Genomic DNA, 16,234 nt, shown 5'->3' with positions numbered 1-16,234 from the left:
ACCTCTTTAGTTAAGTGTTAAAAATTCGGCGACCGGCCCCAAAACGAGGACCGGAAGGAACGTCAGCGCCCCGATCAGCAGCACGGTTCCGGTCAAAATGCCGGCGAACAGCTTGTTGTCGGTCCGGAAGGTGCCCGGGGTCTCGGCGACCTTCTGCTTCACCGCCAGCGAACCTGCAACGGCGAGCAGCGCGATAATCGAAATATATCGGCCGAGGAGCATCACCAGACCGGTGCTGACGTTCCAGAATACGGTATTGTCCGCCAATCCCTCGAACCCGGAGCCGTTATTCGCCGCCGAGGAGGTGAACTCATAGAGCGACTGGCTCAAGCTGTGATACGATGGATTGGAGAAGGCGTCGGTACCCAGGTGCGTCATAAACGAAATCGCCGTCGGCGCAAGAATAATGAAGGGATGCATCAGAATCGCCACCGCGATCAGCTTCATCTCCCGGGCTTCGATCTTCCGGCCCAGAAATTCCGGCGTCCGGCCAACCATCAGGCCGCAGATAAATACGCCAAGGATTGCATACATGATCATATTTACGAAACCGACCCCCTTGCCGCCGAACACGACGTTCAGCATCATTTCGGCCAAGGGCGCAAGTCCTCCCAGCGGCGTCAGCGTATCATGCATGTTGTTGACCGACCCCGTCGTTGCGGCGGTGGTAACGGTTGTGAACAACGCGGACTGCGCGATGCCAAAGCGCACCTCCTTGCCTTCCATGCTGCCGGCCGAGCTGTTGATTCCCAATTGGTTGATCAGCGGGTTGCCGGCTTTCTCCGAGAAATACGTCAGGCACAGGAACGCTACGAACAGCGTCATCATGACGCTGAAAATCATCCAGCCCTGCTTCTTGTTCCGGGCGAACCGTCCGAACGTGTAAGGCAGCGACGCTGAAATCGTCCACATGCTGAGAATTTCGATCACGTTGGTCAGCGGGCTCGGGTTCTCGAACGGATGGGCCGAGTTGACGCCGAAGAAACCTCCCCCGTTCGTTCCGAGGTGTTTGATCGATTCCAGCGAGGCTACAGGACCCAGCGGAATCTGCTGCACGCCGCCACCCAGCGTTTGCACGGCCCGCATAGGCTCCAGCGTCTGCGGCACCTTGAGTCCGACCAGCACCAGGGTCACGATGAGGGCGAGCGGCACGAACAGGCGGACATGCGCCTTGATAAAATCCTCGAAGAAGTTCCCGAGCCCCTCACCCCTGCGGGTGATGCCGCGCATAAAAGCAATCGCGATCGCCAGGCCCGAGGCGGCCGAGGTAAACATCATCATCGTGATGACGATCATTTGGCTAAAATAAGACATGCCGCTCTCTCCGCTGTAATGCTGGAGGTTCGTGTTCGTCATAAAGCTGATGACCGTGTTGAAGGACAGGCTCGCCTCCATATTGCCGATGCCGCTCGGGTTGCCCGGAAGGGCGCCCATCGTTCGCAGCAATATATAGCTGATCGCTACCAGAAAGATATTGGTTGCGATCATGCTGAGCGCGTACTTTTTCCAATTCATGCTGCCCCGCTGCTTCAGCCCGATGATCCGGTATAGAACTCTTTCCACGCCGCCAAAGATCCGGTCCGTCCGATTCGGTTCATTGGAGAACATATGATATACGTAAGTGCCTACCGGCTTCACGAGCAGCAGGAGCACGAAAATCACGATACAAATTTGCAAAATATCCAAGGCTGGCTTCCCCCTCTTACGAGCATGTTCTGCTTTGGCCCCTTGAGGCTTACAGATTTAAAATTCCCCGTCAAAATTTTTCCGGATGGATCAAGGCGTAAACCAAATAGATAAAGACAAGCACGGCGAATGCCCCAACGACAATCATTGGTCTTTGCCCCCTTCTTCCACCACTCGGCCGCACCAATGAAGAAATAACAAGAACACGCCATAAGTGGCAGCGAGTGCAAGTATCATATATACATCCATCATCGTTTCCGGTCTCTCCTTTGCATGGTTAGAATCATCTTTATTTCAGTAAAAATCCGACTTCGCCGTTTAAGGTATAAATGATGTGATCGGCACCAAGCCCCCGGTAAATGCCGGGTGAGCTGCCCCTCTGCGTAATGACATATACCGGTTCCGACGTCCAGGGACGGCAGATTTGCAAATAGCGGCAGGTCAGGTTGAGGCTGCTTTCAAACAGAAAGATTTTGCCGACCTCTATTTCGGGCACCACCCAATCCTCCGCGTGATTCGTATTCAGCCGGATGATCCGCTGCACCCCCATTTTTCTCAAGAGGCGTTCCTCCCGGGCACTGTTGGTCAGAACGGCAAAGGGCTTCTTCCAATACATCAGCAGCTTGATAAAATTGCGTCCCGCCTCGTTCGGCGCGGTCACGATGACGACGTTGTCCATTTCAAAGGCTCCTCCTGTGCGGCAGCCGCGAATACGCAAAAGAAGCCGCAGGGAAAGAAGGACCTTTCCCGCGGCTTCTTGAATGTGGACGAATATAAATAGGATCGTCCTATATTCAACATGCGCACGACAAGTGCTGCCTCTCCCGTTACGCTGACGAGGTTAGCTGTCGGATTCGGGCGTGAGAGTCGCCCTACCTTCCGGTACTTACCGTACCGGAAAGATTCACCCCGGCGGCTTCCATTCCAGGCGGCCGCTGTGGTTCCCCCGCTCCCGGCCGTTTCCGGCCGAAATTAAGCGTTATTGATAAGTGTATGTGATTGTGATGAATGCTCTCTTTTGTTCCAGTAAGCTAAAAAAGGGTAAAAAAAACACAGAGGCCAGCTGATCCCCTGTGATCCGAAAGTTTATTCGGGTCGCAAGTTTCATCATTCCTCTCTCAAACGACGCTTACGAGGTTAGCTGACGGATTCGAGCGGTGAGAGTCGCTCTACCCGGCCGGATCCATGGCATCCGTAGCCGGGATTCACCCCTGCGGCTGGCAGCAGACCCCCGACTCTCACACCGGTTCGCTGCTCCATGGCACGCGTTTGGTTCCCCCGATTTCCGCACTTTTTTGCGGAAACTCAGCGATTAGTAATGGAAACTGTATTGAATACGCTCTGAATCATACACCCGCTCCTTCCAAGCTGTAAAGGCAGTCTAAAAATCATGAACAGCGAATTTTGGAACATCCAGGCTCTTATTAGCGCTTACATTTCGGCTTTTTGACTTCTACCTCTTTTATGCTCCCGATTTGGCGCGTTTATGGAAACCAGGACATTCGGGGACACTGGCTCGCAGGAATACCCACATTGACATTACAGTTCAATCGTTTAAAATTAAATTGCGTGCTTGGTAAATGCTTCGGCTGGATGATGATTCATAGCAGCACAAAAGGAGGAGGATGGCAGTGAGCGTCTATGATTTTCAGGTAAACACGCTACGCGGCAAAGAGGTATCGTTAAAGGAATATGAAGGTGACGTGCTACTGATCGTGAACACGGCCAGCAAATGCGGATTTACGCCGCAGTTTCGCGGGCTGCAGGAGCTGTACGACGAGTTCCGCGACCATCATTTTCAAATTCTCGGTTTTCCGAGCAACCAGTTTGCCAATCAGGAGCCTGGTACCAGCGAGGAGATCGGCGAATTTTGCCAGATGAATTACGGGGTCACGTTCCCGATGTTTGAGAAGATCGACGTCAAGGGCAGCAACGCCCATCCACTGTTTCAATACCTGACCAGGGAAGCGCCAGGTGTGCTCGGATCCAAAGCGGTCAAGTGGAACTTTACCAAGTTCCTGGTCGATTCCAAGGGAAGGGTCATCAAGCGTTACGCGCCCAAAACGACACCCGACAAAATCGAAAACGACATCCGCAAGCTGCTTGCATCCGGAAAAAGCGAATAGGCAAATTAGCCCCATAAAATAACGCTACTTGCTGCGATCGAATTCACTTGCTTTGCGGGACTCCGAAATATACGAAAATGCAATAAGCAAAAAAAAAGCTTCCCTGGATTTCTCCAAGGAAGCTTCTTTCTGTGTTCATAGATGCGGTAGAGAGGACTCGAACCTCCACGGGCGTACGCCCACTACCCCCTCAAGATAGCGTGTCTGCCATTCCACCACTACCGCATATCCAAAGTTCATTTAGCGAACTTTTTTATTATACACAAAATCATCCGAATTGTAAAGGGAAATGCGTTAGAACATCATTTGTGTAATATTATATAACACGAAAACCAATAAATACAGTGAATAAGTTGCTCTTACATTGACAAATCATTATAATTATGTAATATTAACTTACAAATAATAGTGATCGATGATTTCATTCTGCAATTCACGTCATATTTTTTATCATAAGATAATCTGGAGGTGACCGTGTTGAACGACAAAAGCACCAAACTGCTCGATTACGTGCAAACGCTGGATAACGACTTGTCGGTTGGAGGCTTCAGCCATGTGTTTGACCTCCAAACCCGAATTGCAGAAGGGCGCATCCAGAGCCAGGAAGAGCTGGAAGGGTTCATCCTTCATCCGATGATGAATCGCTTGGTCCACCAAGACGGCGCGGCCATTCTGGCGATTTACGCAGCTGCCGACCAACGGGATATCCGTCAGATCGCCCGAATTGACCGGTACATCCTCGGACATGAAAATGATGAAGCAGTGCGCCAACGGGGCAGAAGACTTTTGAAACTGGCCCAGGCCCTGTACCCCTGGCTCAATCTGAAGGTTCTTGACGAACTCGCGCAGAAGGAGTTGTCTCCCGTCTGCCTGGCCACGGCGCATGCCTATGTCAACTATCAGCTCGGGTCCAGCCGCGACCACACCGTTTATGGCTATATGCAATCTGCGGTCTGCACATGCATCCAGCTCGCTGCCCGCTCGCTAAGCATTCCGCCTCACGACGCCAAAGCGTTGGCCGGCAAATGGACGGCTGAAATGGAGCGCGCATGGACAGCGGAGAAAGACTCCCTGCCCACAGACCTTGTCAATATCCAGAAGAACGACTCCCATATCGCCTCGTGACCCCTTTAACAACACCACAAAGGCACTCCGCTCTGCCCTGCCGCAGCGAAGTGCCTTTTCTGTTCCCATCTATGTACTTGACCTTCATTTTACTGATCGCGGGACTGGTTCTTCCGGTATTCCACAAACTTGATGTACTCCTTGATAAACTCCTTCTCGTGATCGGATAGCGGCATTTCGTTTAACTGCCTTCCGTTCTCCCACAAATAAGGATCCTGCTGCTCTTTCACCATATACGGCCCCGGTTCCTTGCCCAGAATCAGCCAGTCAAGGCTGACGCCGAAAAAGCTCGAAATTTCGATCAATTTATTGGTACTCGGGGTGGACTTCCCCCTTTTCCAATCTCCGAAATTCCCCGTGCTGATATTAAGCTGCTCGCAAAACGACTTTTTGGTCATCCCCTTCTGCTTAATCAATGCCTCAATACGTCCGTAAATGGATTGCATAAAAAACCGCCTTCCAGTCATGTCGCAAAAAAACGACGCATTTAAGTAATTTTTATGCTTGCAATATGACGCAAAAACGTGTATAGTATTCTTTATATTAGGAATTTCCATACCTATGGCTCTTATTGTATCATTAGTCCCTTTTCTAATCCAACCGCCCTGCAATCATTCACTTCATATCTGACATTACCTTTCCAACGCGATTCGGGCCCGCTTATGACCAATACCAAGACAGGGAGCGACCGCTTTTGCACACACTCGACATTTCTTATCATGAATTGATCCATGCCATGAGGCAATGTATTGCCGTCGTGGATGCCGGAGGAGTTATCATTTCAGTGAACCACGCCTGGATTCAAAGCGCATATGACGAAGGCGTCCCCCAATCCTTTAACTGGGTTGGTATTAATTTTATGCAAATCGCCGACGCCCTTTCAGGAGAAGACGAACAAGACCTGGACAGACTCCAGGCGGTTTTGCAGGGTATTTCTACATACTACAGGAACGAATTCCGGTCGAGCTGCATCCAGCCCTCCCGCTGGTTTCAAATCGAGGCTTTCCCCCTCCGGAACGGCGCCAGGGAGGATCCCCGAGGAATGATCGTCTGCCTGTCGGATATCAGCCGAAGCAAGCAGCTGGAGAACGACTTGATGACCGCCTTGTCTCAGATCCGCACTCTACGCGGATTGCTGCCCATCTGCGCCGTCTGCAAACGAATACGCGATGACGATGACTTGTGGAATTCCATCGAGAGTTTTTTGCAAAAGCATGCCCACACCGAATTCACGCACGATATTTGCCCGGACTGCATACGCCGGCTGTATCCCAAGTACTCGTCCATATTGGACACGCCTACTCATCAGTAGCTGCACCACCTCCAGTCTCTTCCCCAACCAAACACTTCTTCAAAATCATCGTCAACGCGCCGCATCTTTTTTTCGTTGACGTTCTTTGTTCATATCCATATAATTGTTATGACAATTATATTTTGAAGGAGTGTTTTCCCTGACCCGCTTCTCATCTTCGTCCCAAACGATCGGTTTCCGATACGGAAATATGTCCCGCAGAATGTCTTCTATTTTTGCAGGCCTGCTTAAGCCTTACGGCATCACGCCCGAGCAATGGTCCGTGCTGTACCAGGTTCACCTCCAGGAAGGCATTAACCAGAAGGAACTCGCGCTTCGTTCCGGCAAAGACCAGCCCTCCATCACCCGCATTCTCGATGTGCTGGACAAGAAAGAACTGATTCAGCGCAAGCCGGATCCGGCTGACCGCCGGGCTTATTTAATCTACGCCACGCCAGCCGTGCAGGAGCTGATGAAAGAAACGATCCCGATGGAGCTGAAGCTCAATGACGAGCTGATCGCCGGCATTACCGACGAGCAATTGGAGTCACTGAACCGCATCATGGATCAAATCAATAAAAATATAGATCGAATTTTAATGGAGTAGGAGTCACCTATGAACGACACCCGAGAGAAACTGTGGACGCGTGAGTTTATTATGCTTACGCTGTGCAACCTGCTGTTATTTTTAAATTTGCAAATGATCGTATCCCCTCTGTCCGGCTATGTAAAAGAACATTTTCACGCCAGCGCCTTCATGGTCAGCATGTTTACGACCCTGTTCTCGCTGGCTGCGATCGCGGCGCGCCTGTATTCCGCCAAGGCTTTGGAGAGAGGCATCCGTAATCAAATCTTATATATCGGCCTTGCCTTAGCGCTGCTCGCCACCTTCGGTTACCTGTGGAGCGGCACGATGGCGCTGCTGCTGCTGATGCGGATCGTGTTCGGGGTGGGCTTCGGCATGGGCAGCACGACGCTGCCTACGATGGCATCCGGTATCATACCGGTCCGCAGACTGGGCGAGGGAATGGGCTATTTCGGACTATCGACAAGCATCGCCCTTTCGCTTGGACCTGTCATCGGGACGGCGCTTCTGGAGAACAAAGGGTTCGATACGCTGGTATATGCTACACTAATCGTTATTGCCCTGATCTTCCCGCTGGTCATTCCGCTGACCAAAAAGGTAAAGCCGGCCGCCCCTGCCATTCCAAAAGAATTTACGGCGGTTCCCCAGAAGCAGGGCTTTCCAAAAGCGCTCCTTCTGCCCAGCCTGATGAACCTGCTGATGTCCATTACCTATGGCGGACTGCTCAGTTTTATTAATTTGTTCGGAAAAGAGGCCAGCCTCGCGAACGCATCGCTGTTCTTTCTGTTTAATGCGGTCGCCGTCGTGCTGATTCGGCCCATCTCGGGCAAAATCTACGACCGCAAGGGACATATCGCCCTGCTCATTCCGTCGGCGGTGCTGCTCATTGGAGGGCTATGGCTGCTGTCTTATGCCCATACCACCGGATTTTTAGCCCTGGCCGCCCTGTGTTACGGCCTCGGATTCGGTACGGTTCAGCCGACCCTTCAATCTTGGATGCTGCAGCAGGTTCCTCCGCAAAAGCAGGGACTCGCCAACAGTATGTATTTCAACTCGCTGGACCTTGGCATCGCCGTTGGAGCCATGATTTTGGGCCAGATCGCCCAATACTCGACTTACGGGGCAATGTACCGTTACGCATCCTTGTTCCTCGTCCTGTTCATCATGGTATACGCGTTCTATCTTGCCAAACGGGCCAAGAACAACAACATGCCAAACCGCGATACCGGAACGTCCACAACCGTATAAAGCCCCTTAGGCTTTATCGATTCAGCACCTTTCTGCACCTGGCAGAAGGGTGCTTTTTATTTTTTTACAATCACAGCCAAATGCCCCCCAGTCCACAGATCACTCTACTCCCTGTAGTTCCCCTGGGTTCCTCTAGAGGCTCTCCCAATGCATCATTGAAAATCACTTCATAATTTAATGTCATATTTTATTACTTAAAATGTTAAATATACTTTCAAATCTATCAATCAAGGAGTAAAATAGTCATATTATCTACCATAAGCTATATTCCTATTCCAATTCCGGGGGAGAGATTACGATGAACATGCCGGCCGCATCCACTGCCTTCGAGACGTTTATGCCCGTTCAGCCGGGCTTTGCCAAGCATTTTTCCGATTACACAGAGCATTGCGACTTATTACCAGACACTCCGCTGCCTGTTCTGTTCTACCAATTCTCGGTCCCATGCGGCCACTCAGGACGCTGCCCCGTGCTGCCTGGGGGACATGTCGATATGTTGTTCCCGGTCGGAGGCCCCCATACCGATTCCTTGCTTCTCGGCAGCGTTCTTTGCCGTCGGGAGGTGCCGTTTCGTCCAGGCACGTTATACTTCGGTGTCCGGCTGCTCCCCGTCCCCCTCGCTCCTGCTTTTAAAATTCCGCTAAAAGAATTGGCGGACCGATCCACGCCGCTGGATCTCGCCTTATCCATTCCAGCCGCCGCCATACAGCAAATCCAGCAGGAAGAGGCCTCTTTCCATCGCAGAATATCCAGTTTCCACAGCGGCCTCCGTAAGCTGCTTCATTCCGGGCCATGCACTGCCGCTTCTGTACCATCGCACTTTTATCAGGCCATCCGGCTTATTTTTCAGTCCTGCGGCAATATCAGCATAACCGAGCTCTCTACAGCCATGGACTGTTCAACACGGAGTTTTCGTTCCCTGTTCGAGGCATATATAGGCCTCTCTCCCAAGCTGTTCTGCCAAATCATCCGGTATCAATCGGCCGTGGGCAGACTGCTGCATCCGTCGCGGGCGGCTTTTAACGACATCATTTCAGAGTACGGCTATTACGACCAGGCCCACTTTATCCACGAGTTCAAAAAATTCAGCAGCGAATGCCCAACCCGCTGGATGGTGCAGCTCCTGCGGAAATCGTAATCTAGTTATTGTTGCGTAAACTTTCCTGACACGACTTCCGTTTTATACAATTCATGTTAACTCTTCTTCAATATAATAGACTCCAATGACGGAGTGAAGGCATTCGTTTATCCCCAGTTTCTGCGGGTTCGTCCTCCATCCTGCGAAGTTTCTCCCGCGGAGATTTCAAACGATGCCTTCCTTCCGCCAAAAAGTCAGAATACATAACGCTGTATTGGAGGAGAACGACTTGAAGAGTTTTAAGAGCAATCTATTCACGGTTTTAATCGTTTCAGCTTTATCGCTGACCCCGACGCTGGCCTTTGCCTCACCAGCCGCTTCCGCAGCAGCTCTAAGCGGTGAGACGGCCGATGCACTGTCCCAGAGCTGGATGCCCAAATCTCTGACCTCCCTTACCGCCAGCAGCAAACCGATTACCGCCGCAGAGTTTGCCGAAGCGATGAAACTCGCAGCTGAAGAAGCCGGGACGACGGTAAGCCCGTCCGGTTCCAATATTAGCGGTGCATTGACACGCGAAAAGGCCGCCGTACTGCTGGATTCCGTCATCCATGTCCCTTACGCCGCTTCCGCAGGCTACCAAGACATTGCCGGAGGCAGTCCTTACAGCAAAGCCATCGCCAATGTCTATACCGCCGGCCTGATGCAAGGCAGCTCCTCCCAAACTTTCGGATACGGCAAGCCGCTGACGCACCGGGAAGCCGCCACGATCATCTACCGCCTGTATCAATATTTGCAGCCATTCAAGCTGACGGAAGCGACCATTACAGAGATGCAAAAGGCGATGGAAACCGGCCGGCTGACCTCAGAGGAACTTGTCCAGCAGTATTTGGACCGGATCGCGAAGTACGATGACCAGGGCCCGAAGCTGAACACCATCATCACCTTGAACGATAAAGCGCTGGAAACGGCGAAGCAGCTGGATGCCGAACGCGCAGCCAAAGGGGAACGCAGCCCGCTGCACGGGATTCCGGTGATCGTCAAAGACAACTACAACACTTCCGACATGCCGACCTCTTCCGGGAATATCGGCTTAAAGGATGTCATCCCTCCGGAGGACGCCACACAAGTCAAGGAGCTGCGCGATGCCGGGGCAATTATTATCGGCAAAGCTAACCTGCATGAGTTCGCTTTTGGCTATACAACCGTCAGCTCATTGGGTGGGCAGACGCTGAATCCTTATGATCCGACCCGCGTACCCGGCGGATCCAGCGGTGGAACCGCAGCCGCAGTAGCCGCCAATCTGGCAGCCGTAGGCATGGGTACCGACACCGGCGGATCGATCCGGATTCCTTCCTCGTTCAACAGCCTGGTCGGCATTCGTCCGACGGTCGGATTGTCGAGCCGCTACGGCATCGCTCCGCTTGCCCTGACGCAGGATACCGGCGGCCCGATCGCCCGTACCGTGGAAGACGCCGCATTCATATTGAACGCGACGGCCGGCTATGACCCGAAGGACATCGCCACCGCGAAGAGCGTCGGCTTCGTACCGAAGGATTATACGGATTATCTCGATAAGGACGGCCTCAAAGGAGCCCGGATCGGTATCGTCCGCGAAGTATTCGGAGACGATGCCCAGGTCAACGCAGTCGTGTCCCAGGCTATCGAAGAGATGAAAGCGGCCGGGGCGACGTTGGTGGACAACGTCAAAATTCCGAACTTCGATCTCATCAATAAATACGGAAGCCTAAGCGCCTGGGAATTCAAGTTCCAATTCAACGACTACCTGAAGTCCCTCGGCGACGCTACGCCTTACAAGTCTTTGGACGAGCTGATCGCTTCGGGCAAATACGACCCGTCGATTGAAAAGGCCCTGATTGACCGCAACAACCGTGAATCGCTGGACTCCCAGGAGTACAAGGACATCGTCCTGTTCCGCACCAAATACGTACAGGAAGCGGTCCTCAAAATGATGGCGGACAACCATCTGGATGCCCTTATCTTCCCGACCTCCTCCAAAACAGCCGTGAAAATCGGCCAGGAGCAGGTGGCGGGCGACGCCTTCAAACTAAGCTCATTCACCGGCTGGCCGACGGTCACCGTACCGGCCGGCTTCACCAGCGACCATCTGCCGGTCGGCATCGATTTCTTCGGCAGAGCCTTCAGCGAGCCGGAGCTGATCAAGCTGGCGTACAGCTTTGAGCAGCACACTCACCACCGCGTGGCACCGCAGACGACGCCTTAATGACACCCAAGAAATCGTCTATCCGACATACCATCTAAGAATCATTTTCAAAAAGCGCACCCCCGGCTGCCTGTCCGGGCGGACACCCCAATCAGGTCCGACCCTTTCAGCGTGCCGTAAGGTGCGCTTTTTCCTTTTTCCATATCAGCTTCCTACCATGGCCACTCCCTGCCCATCCAGTCCCTCATGACCAGCCGGTCTTCCTCCTGAATCCCTTGTCCTTCATAGCGATCCCGCAGAAAATAGGCCACCGCCATGCGCGCCGCATCATCGGCATCCAGGTCACCCTCGGTATTCAGCTCACCCGACATATAGGATCTGACCCAGCCCGGATGGTACAGGCGAAAGGTAAAGCCATCAGGACGGAGTTCGTCAAACAGGCATTGAACACCCCGGTTCAGCGCGGTTTTGGACATACAGTACCCGTACCAGTTATCGCGAAAGCTGCGGTTGATGCTCCCCGCTTCCGAGGACACGAAGCACATGCGCTTTCCGGACCCCGCTCTCAGCAGCGGCATAAACGCCTGCGCCATCCTCATGGGCCCAACCGCGTTAACGTTGTAAATTCGCAGCAGTTCCTCCTCGACCTGCTCTTCATGAATCGTTCTGGGGTAACGCGTGGCGATCCCTGCATTATTGATCAGCACATCCACCCGATCAGTCTTGCCCCCAACCGCCCTGCTGGCCGCCCGAACGCTCTCATCGCTGGCTACGTCCAGCGGAATGACATGCAGCCGCTCCGGCTCTTTCTGTCTAAGCTCTGTCAGTTCCGGCCAATCCGCCAGGTAACTCCCGGCAAAAACGTCCCAGCCCAGCTCCAGCAGCCTTTTTGTGATGCCAAGTCCCAACCCCCGGTCCGCGCCTGTAACAACGGCGATTCTGCTCCTGCTCATCCGTAAGCACCTCCTTTTTAAGCCCGTTATAAAGAAATCTCCTGTCCCCGCCAATCCAGCATAACCACCCGCTCTTCATCCTCCCGGGCCCCGGTAAAATAAGCCGCCGCCGCTTCAGCCGAATCTCCCGTTTCAAGCTCCGATCCAGGCTCAAACAGCCGGAACGTGAACCCCTTGCCGCTCAAATCTCCATGCAGCATGGTGTACGCCATATGCAGGGCAGCTTTGGACATCGCATATCCTGTCCCTGCCCCCGAAAGGCCAAGCCCCAAACTGCCCTGGACATCGGACAGCAGCGCGATTCTTCGCAGCCCGTTATCCATAAGTGGCAGGCACGCCTCGATGACACGAATCGGACCTAGCGTATTCGCCTGGTAATCTTCCAATACGAGATCCGCCGACATTTTGGCGATTCCAGCCGCCTCCCTGCCCTGGCTGGATGCCGTTCCGCAAACGAGCAGATCCACCCGGCAAGTATGCTCCTGAATCCGCCGGACGGCCTGCTGCACCGATTCTCTGGATCTTGTATCCATCGTGAAGATATGTATTTTATCCGTATCAAAGGCGTCCTGAAATTCCTCTTCGGGAACGGGACTGCACCCCATGACGCGCCATCCCTTTTTGGCGAATTCCTGAACTAGTGCGTATTCCCACGGACGGTGAACTTCCGTAATCAAAACAACCTGGTCCATGATTTATTCTCCTTTCGGCGCTGATGCGGTCCACGTCAAGGCTTGCCGCAGCTGCTGCTGGTAGCCCGGATGCAGCCAAACCGCCAAATTGTGGCCGGGTGTCAGCACGCAAACCCTTCCCTCGCCTTCCGTTCGGGTCCATCCGCCCGGCTGCTCCCCATGTTCCGACCGGGTCACCATAAATATATTCACGTCACTCAGGTCGGTCATATCCATGAAATAGTGCTCGTCTTGCAAAGTGAAGGCCTGGACTCCCCGGGTAATCTCTGTTTCTTGTATAGGCTCGACCGTGACCGGACACTGCTCCGGATGGTGATGAAAGACACCTCCGACCAGCCCGCGCACGTCCTCTATGTCCCGGTAACCCACCGTACCGGAGTGCAGAACGAGCAGACCGCCACCCCCGCTGACGTAACGCTGCAGCAGACCACCGGTTTGGGCTGTGAGCCACGGTTGCTCTTTTACCGCGGAGACCCGATTGGATTTCGCCAAGATCAGCAAGTCATATTCCGTAAGCAACCTTTCCAGCGAGTCCTGCCATTGGGCATCGGTTTCCAAAATGTAGTGAAAATTGAACCCGCCTGTCCGAAGCGGTTCCAAGCCTCCCTTCACTACATCGGCCGGATGCCATTGCTCGTCGCATAATACGAGTATGTTCACGATGTTCCCCTCCTTTGACAGCGTTTGCAAAGCGTGTTACTCCCAGTATTCCAGAAACCCGCTTGCCACGCAACCCGGTTCCAGGTCCGATCATGCAGAATGCGGATATAACAAAAAAATCCTTGCTCATTCGCAAGGATTGTCATTAATCAAATTATGGTGCGGTAGAGAGGACTCGAACCTCCACGGGCGTACGCCCACTACCCCCTCAAGATAGCGTGTCTGCCATTCCACCACTACCGCACGTTTAAAGGGAACTTCTATTTTAAAAAACTGGTGAGCCATGAAGGACTCGAACCTTCGACACCCTGATTAAAAGTCAGGTGCTCTACCAACTGAGCTAATGGCTCTCGATGATCCACAACCTGTGCGCCCATAAGCTATAGATGGTACAGATATTGGAATTCTCATTCTGCTGCAAGCAATGAAAGTGGTGACCCGTATGGGATACTCTCACTTCGTTCGAGACTGCGAAGCTGATCCTAACGATGCAGCGCTTCGACGAACCCATAATTGGATTCTCATCCCTGCTGCAAGCAATGAAAGTGGTGACCCGTATGGGATTCGAACCCATGTTACCTCCGTGAAAGGGAGGTGTCTTAACCCCTTGACCAACGGGCCATATCGTAACATCACTTTCTTGACGACAAGATTGAGTATAGCATAGAACAAAAAAGGTTGGCAAGCCCTTTTTGTAATATTTTTAAAAAAAGTGTCGTTGCCATTTCTCTCCTATTCCCGGGCATAAAATCATCCCTTATTTGGCATCCTATACATGTCAATGACATCAACACACGACAAGGAGACAAAATCAATGGCTAAACCAGACGACCGTTCTGATAACGCGGAAAAGATCAAAACCGCCATTATCAACACGCAGGACAACATTAACGAAACCAACGACTATTTGGCCGAACACGCCGAGGAAATTTCCGGACAGGAAGTACACAACCTTCAGCACAAAAACGCCAAGCGCGAAAGAGCGATTGAAGGCTTGCGGGAAGAGTACGAAGACGAAAAATAAAGCTTTGAGGATTCGTCCAAGCAGCCCCCTGTCCAATGATGGATGGGGGTTGTTTTGTTGCTCCGACGAACCCTCCCCGAGGGTCCTCATCCCTTTTACACCAAAAAGCCCCCAGCCGCAAAGGCGGTGGGAGCTTTCTTACGAAGTATTTCAAAACGGAGAGAGAGGGATACTCTCACTTCGTTCGAGACTGCGAAGCCTATCCCCCCGAAGCTTATGCTCCGACGAACCCTCCCCTGAGGGTCCTCATCCCTTTCACACCAAAAAGCCCCCAGCCGCAAAGGCGGTGGGAGCTTTCTTACGAAGTATCTCAAAACGGAGAGAGAGGGATTCGAACCCTCGCACCGCTTACGCAGTCTAACCCCTTAGCAGAGGGTCCCCTTATAGCCACTTGGGTATCTCTCCAAGAAAATGGCTCCCCGAACAGGACTCGAACCTGTGACAACTCGATTAACAGTCGAGTGCTCTACCAACTGAGCTATCAGGGAACGTTGTTATATGGTAACACCAAATAATTTATCATGATTTTGTAGCGGAGTCAAGCTTGTTCAAGCGAAGATTTCCGGCGCATTTCCCGCACCGGTAACGGCGGGGATCGACCTTGCGTTTGCGCAGATATACCATCCCGCACTGGCGGCACACCAGCTGGTACCGGTAAGGCTGAACCTTACGCTCGCGCGCCGAAGGCAGCGACTGGCAGTATCGGCTTCCCCCGACCTGCTGCAGCAGCATTTTAAAATCCGGATCCCGGTGCTTGTACCCCCTTCCCGTCAGGTGCAAATGGTAATGGCACAGCTCATGCTTGATGATCTTTTCCACTTCCTCCCGCCCGTTCGCTTCGAGCTGATGGGGATTGATCTCGATATGATGGCTTTTCATAAAATAGCGCCCGCCCGTTGTGGACAATCTCCGGTTGAACGTGGCCCGGTGCCTGAAAGGCAGGCCGAAGCTTTCCTCCGAAATCCGCTCCACCCAAGCTTGCAGCTCTTCATTGCTCATGACGTCCATGAGGTCCTCCTCTGACTGAATTTGACGGTCTTCGGGGCGGTTGTCCCGAAAGAAACATTCTCTTGAATTATAACTTCCCCATACGCTACACTGACAAGTAGAATGTTATGGAGGGAGATTTTTGCGCCTTATGCCGAAGATGAGATATGTAATTTTACAGAAAAATGCCGACCTCTTTTTTGTGGAAATGCCCGCCGATTATGCTTACCAGCTCAGCGCGCTGAACCTGCGCCTCAATAAGGAAATAGACAAATTGACGGCTACCGTCGTCCCCGAGCTGCCTCTCGCCGTGGCGGAATGCGACCAGCTGGATCTGCTGCAGGAACATCTGCAAATTCAGGACGGGCTTGCCTACATCAACGCACTGGAGCAGTCCTTTGCTTCGATTGATGAACAGAGCTATCCCCTCATCGCCCTGCTGACCGAAATCCGTGCCCTTCAAGCCCAACTGGAACAGTGGTATGAGGAGGAAGCGGAGGGCTAGGCGGCCGCAGCGTTATTACGGAAATAGCCATGAACTGAACCGAGTTCACAGCGAAGAGAAACGTGAAGGAATGCATAATGGGATACGTTTA

The 16,234-nt window shown here is 52.7% G+C and carries 17 protein-coding genes, 6 tRNA genes and 2 riboswitches; of the genes, 9 read left to right on the top strand and 14 right to left on the bottom strand.

The features are described from left to right. Window positions 1-6: 6 nt before the first annotated feature. The 3 genes from kdpA to GCU45_RS21410 form a co-directional block, all read right to left on the bottom strand. A complete protein-coding gene (kdpA, locus tag GCU45_RS21420) occupies window positions 7-1,686 on the bottom strand; it encodes a potassium-transporting ATPase subunit KdpA (RefSeq protein WP_152400375.1) in 1,680 nt (559 codons plus the stop codon). A 70-nt stretch (window positions 1,687-1,756) separates the two neighbouring features. Further along, the gene (kdpF, locus tag GCU45_RS34570) at window positions 1,757-1,834 is read right to left on the bottom strand and encodes a K(+)-transporting ATPase subunit F (protein WP_354502751.1); all 78 of its coding nucleotides are present in this window, start codon (window positions 1,832-1,834) and stop codon (window positions 1,757-1,759) included. A gap of 141 nt (window positions 1,835-1,975) precedes the next feature. After that, window positions 1,976-2,365 carry a hypothetical protein gene (locus GCU45_RS21410; protein WP_152400373.1) on the bottom strand — a complete coding sequence of 130 codons (390 nt, stop codon included), beginning with the start codon at window positions 2,363-2,365 and terminating at the stop codon, window positions 1,976-1,978. A 137-nt stretch (window positions 2,366-2,502) separates the two neighbouring features. Beyond that, window positions 2,503-2,675, bottom strand: a riboswitch (cyclic di-AMP (ydaO/yuaA leader). A gap of 121 nt (window positions 2,676-2,796) precedes the next feature. Next, window positions 2,797-3,007, bottom strand: a riboswitch (cyclic di-AMP (ydaO/yuaA leader). A 310-nt stretch (window positions 3,008-3,317) separates the two neighbouring features. On the opposite strand from GCU45_RS21410, the gene GCU45_RS21405 reads away from it, so the two are divergent. Further along, window positions 3,318-3,812, top strand: coding sequence for a glutathione peroxidase (locus GCU45_RS21405; protein ID WP_089549985.1), 495 nt, complete (start codon window positions 3,318-3,320; stop codon window positions 3,810-3,812). A gap of 142 nt (window positions 3,813-3,954) precedes the next feature. On the opposite strand, the gene GCU45_RS21400 is transcribed toward GCU45_RS21405, so the two are convergent. Next, window positions 3,955-4,037, bottom strand: a tRNA-Leu gene (locus GCU45_RS21400). A gap of 252 nt (window positions 4,038-4,289) precedes the next feature. On the opposite strand from GCU45_RS21400, the gene GCU45_RS21395 reads away from it, so the two are divergent. Further along, a complete protein-coding gene (locus tag GCU45_RS21395) occupies window positions 4,290-4,937 on the top strand; it encodes an urease accessory UreF family protein (protein ID WP_152400371.1) in 648 nt (215 codons plus the stop codon). A gap of 89 nt (window positions 4,938-5,026) precedes the next feature. On the opposite strand, the gene GCU45_RS21390 is transcribed toward GCU45_RS21395, so the two are convergent. Further along, window positions 5,027-5,383: a helix-turn-helix domain-containing protein gene (locus GCU45_RS21390; RefSeq protein ID WP_076173486.1), complete on the bottom strand. Its 357-nt coding sequence runs from the start codon at window positions 5,381-5,383 to the stop codon at window positions 5,027-5,029. A gap of 248 nt (window positions 5,384-5,631) precedes the next feature. Between GCU45_RS21390 and GCU45_RS21385 the strand changes: the two genes are divergently transcribed. From GCU45_RS21385 to GCU45_RS21365, 5 genes are all read left to right on the top strand, one after another. Continuing rightward, entirely contained in the window at window positions 5,632-6,249 is a 618-nt protein-coding gene (locus GCU45_RS21385) for a PAS domain-containing protein (protein ID WP_152400369.1), read from the top strand. Between the two features lie 202 nt (window positions 6,250-6,451). Next, a complete protein-coding gene (locus GCU45_RS21380) occupies window positions 6,452-6,835 on the top strand; it encodes a MarR family winged helix-turn-helix transcriptional regulator (protein ID WP_167372902.1) in 384 nt (127 codons plus the stop codon). 9 nt (window positions 6,836-6,844) lie between these two features. After that, a complete protein-coding gene (locus GCU45_RS21375; protein WP_152400367.1) occupies window positions 6,845-8,062 on the top strand; it encodes an MFS transporter in 1,218 nt (405 codons plus the stop codon). Between the two features lie 298 nt (window positions 8,063-8,360). Further along, the gene (locus GCU45_RS21370) at window positions 8,361-9,200 is read left to right on the top strand and encodes an AraC family transcriptional regulator (RefSeq protein ID WP_152400365.1); all 840 of its coding nucleotides are present in this window, start codon (window positions 8,361-8,363) and stop codon (window positions 9,198-9,200) included. 229 nt (window positions 9,201-9,429) lie between these two features. Continuing rightward, window positions 9,430-11,382: an amidase family protein gene (locus GCU45_RS21365; protein ID WP_244364189.1), complete on the top strand. Its 1,953-nt coding sequence runs from the start codon at window positions 9,430-9,432 to the stop codon at window positions 11,380-11,382. A 152-nt stretch (window positions 11,383-11,534) separates the two neighbouring features. Here the strand turns inward: GCU45_RS21365 and GCU45_RS21360 are convergent, their stop codons facing one another. From GCU45_RS21360 to GCU45_RS21335, 6 genes are all read right to left on the bottom strand, one after another. After that, window positions 11,535-12,275: an SDR family oxidoreductase gene (locus GCU45_RS21360; RefSeq protein WP_152400363.1), complete on the bottom strand. Its 741-nt coding sequence runs from the start codon at window positions 12,273-12,275 to the stop codon at window positions 11,535-11,537. Window positions 12,276-12,301: 26 nt separating this feature from the next. Continuing rightward, window positions 12,302-12,967, bottom strand: a complete 666-nt coding sequence (locus tag GCU45_RS21355) for an SDR family NAD(P)-dependent oxidoreductase (protein WP_152400349.1) — start codon at window positions 12,965-12,967, stop codon at window positions 12,302-12,304. Window positions 12,968-12,970: 3 nt separating this feature from the next. Beyond that, a complete protein-coding gene (locus GCU45_RS21350; RefSeq protein ID WP_167527181.1) occupies window positions 12,971-13,627 on the bottom strand; it encodes a ThuA domain-containing protein in 657 nt (218 codons plus the stop codon). Between the two features lie 157 nt (window positions 13,628-13,784). After that, window positions 13,785-13,870 (bottom strand) — tRNA-Leu (locus GCU45_RS21345). A gap of 31 nt (window positions 13,871-13,901) precedes the next feature. Continuing rightward, window positions 13,902-13,977: transfer RNA gene (locus GCU45_RS21340), tRNA-Lys, on the bottom strand. Between the two features lie 196 nt (window positions 13,978-14,173). Next, window positions 14,174-14,248, bottom strand: a tRNA-Glu gene (locus tag GCU45_RS21335). Window positions 14,249-14,441: 193 nt separating this feature from the next. On the opposite strand from GCU45_RS21335, the gene tlp reads away from it, so the two are divergent. After that, on the top strand, window positions 14,442-14,651 hold the full coding sequence (gene tlp, locus GCU45_RS21330; protein ID WP_152400345.1) for a small acid-soluble spore protein Tlp: 210 nt from the start codon (window positions 14,442-14,444) through the stop codon (window positions 14,649-14,651). Window positions 14,652-14,967: 316 nt separating this feature from the next. Here tlp and GCU45_RS21325 read toward each other — a convergent pair. The 3 genes from GCU45_RS21325 to GCU45_RS21315 all read right to left on the bottom strand — a co-directional run bounded on the left by GCU45_RS21325 (window position 14,968) and on the right by GCU45_RS21315 (window position 15,650). Further along, window positions 14,968-15,056 (bottom strand) — tRNA-Ser (locus tag GCU45_RS21325). Between the two features lie 7 nt (window positions 15,057-15,063). Then, window positions 15,064-15,139: transfer RNA gene (locus GCU45_RS21320), tRNA-Asn, on the bottom strand. A 31-nt stretch (window positions 15,140-15,170) separates the two neighbouring features. Continuing rightward, the gene (locus GCU45_RS21315; RefSeq protein WP_084204161.1) at window positions 15,171-15,650 is read right to left on the bottom strand and encodes a SprT family protein; all 480 of its coding nucleotides are present in this window, start codon (window positions 15,648-15,650) and stop codon (window positions 15,171-15,173) included. A 139-nt stretch (window positions 15,651-15,789) separates the two neighbouring features. Here GCU45_RS21315 and GCU45_RS21310 point away from each other — a divergent pair, with 139 nt between their 5' ends. After that, window positions 15,790-16,143: a hydrolase/acyltransferase gene (locus tag GCU45_RS21310; RefSeq protein WP_152400343.1), complete on the top strand. Its 354-nt coding sequence runs from the start codon at window positions 15,790-15,792 to the stop codon at window positions 16,141-16,143. Window positions 16,144-16,234: the final 91 nt, after the last annotated feature.

It is taken from the genome of Paenibacillus cellulositrophicus, assembly GCF_009363095.1.
Taxonomy (GTDB): Bacteria; Bacillota; Bacilli; order Paenibacillales; family Paenibacillaceae; genus Paenibacillus_AQ; species Paenibacillus_AQ favisporus.
This window is presented reverse-complemented; position numbering and strand designations above follow the sequence as displayed.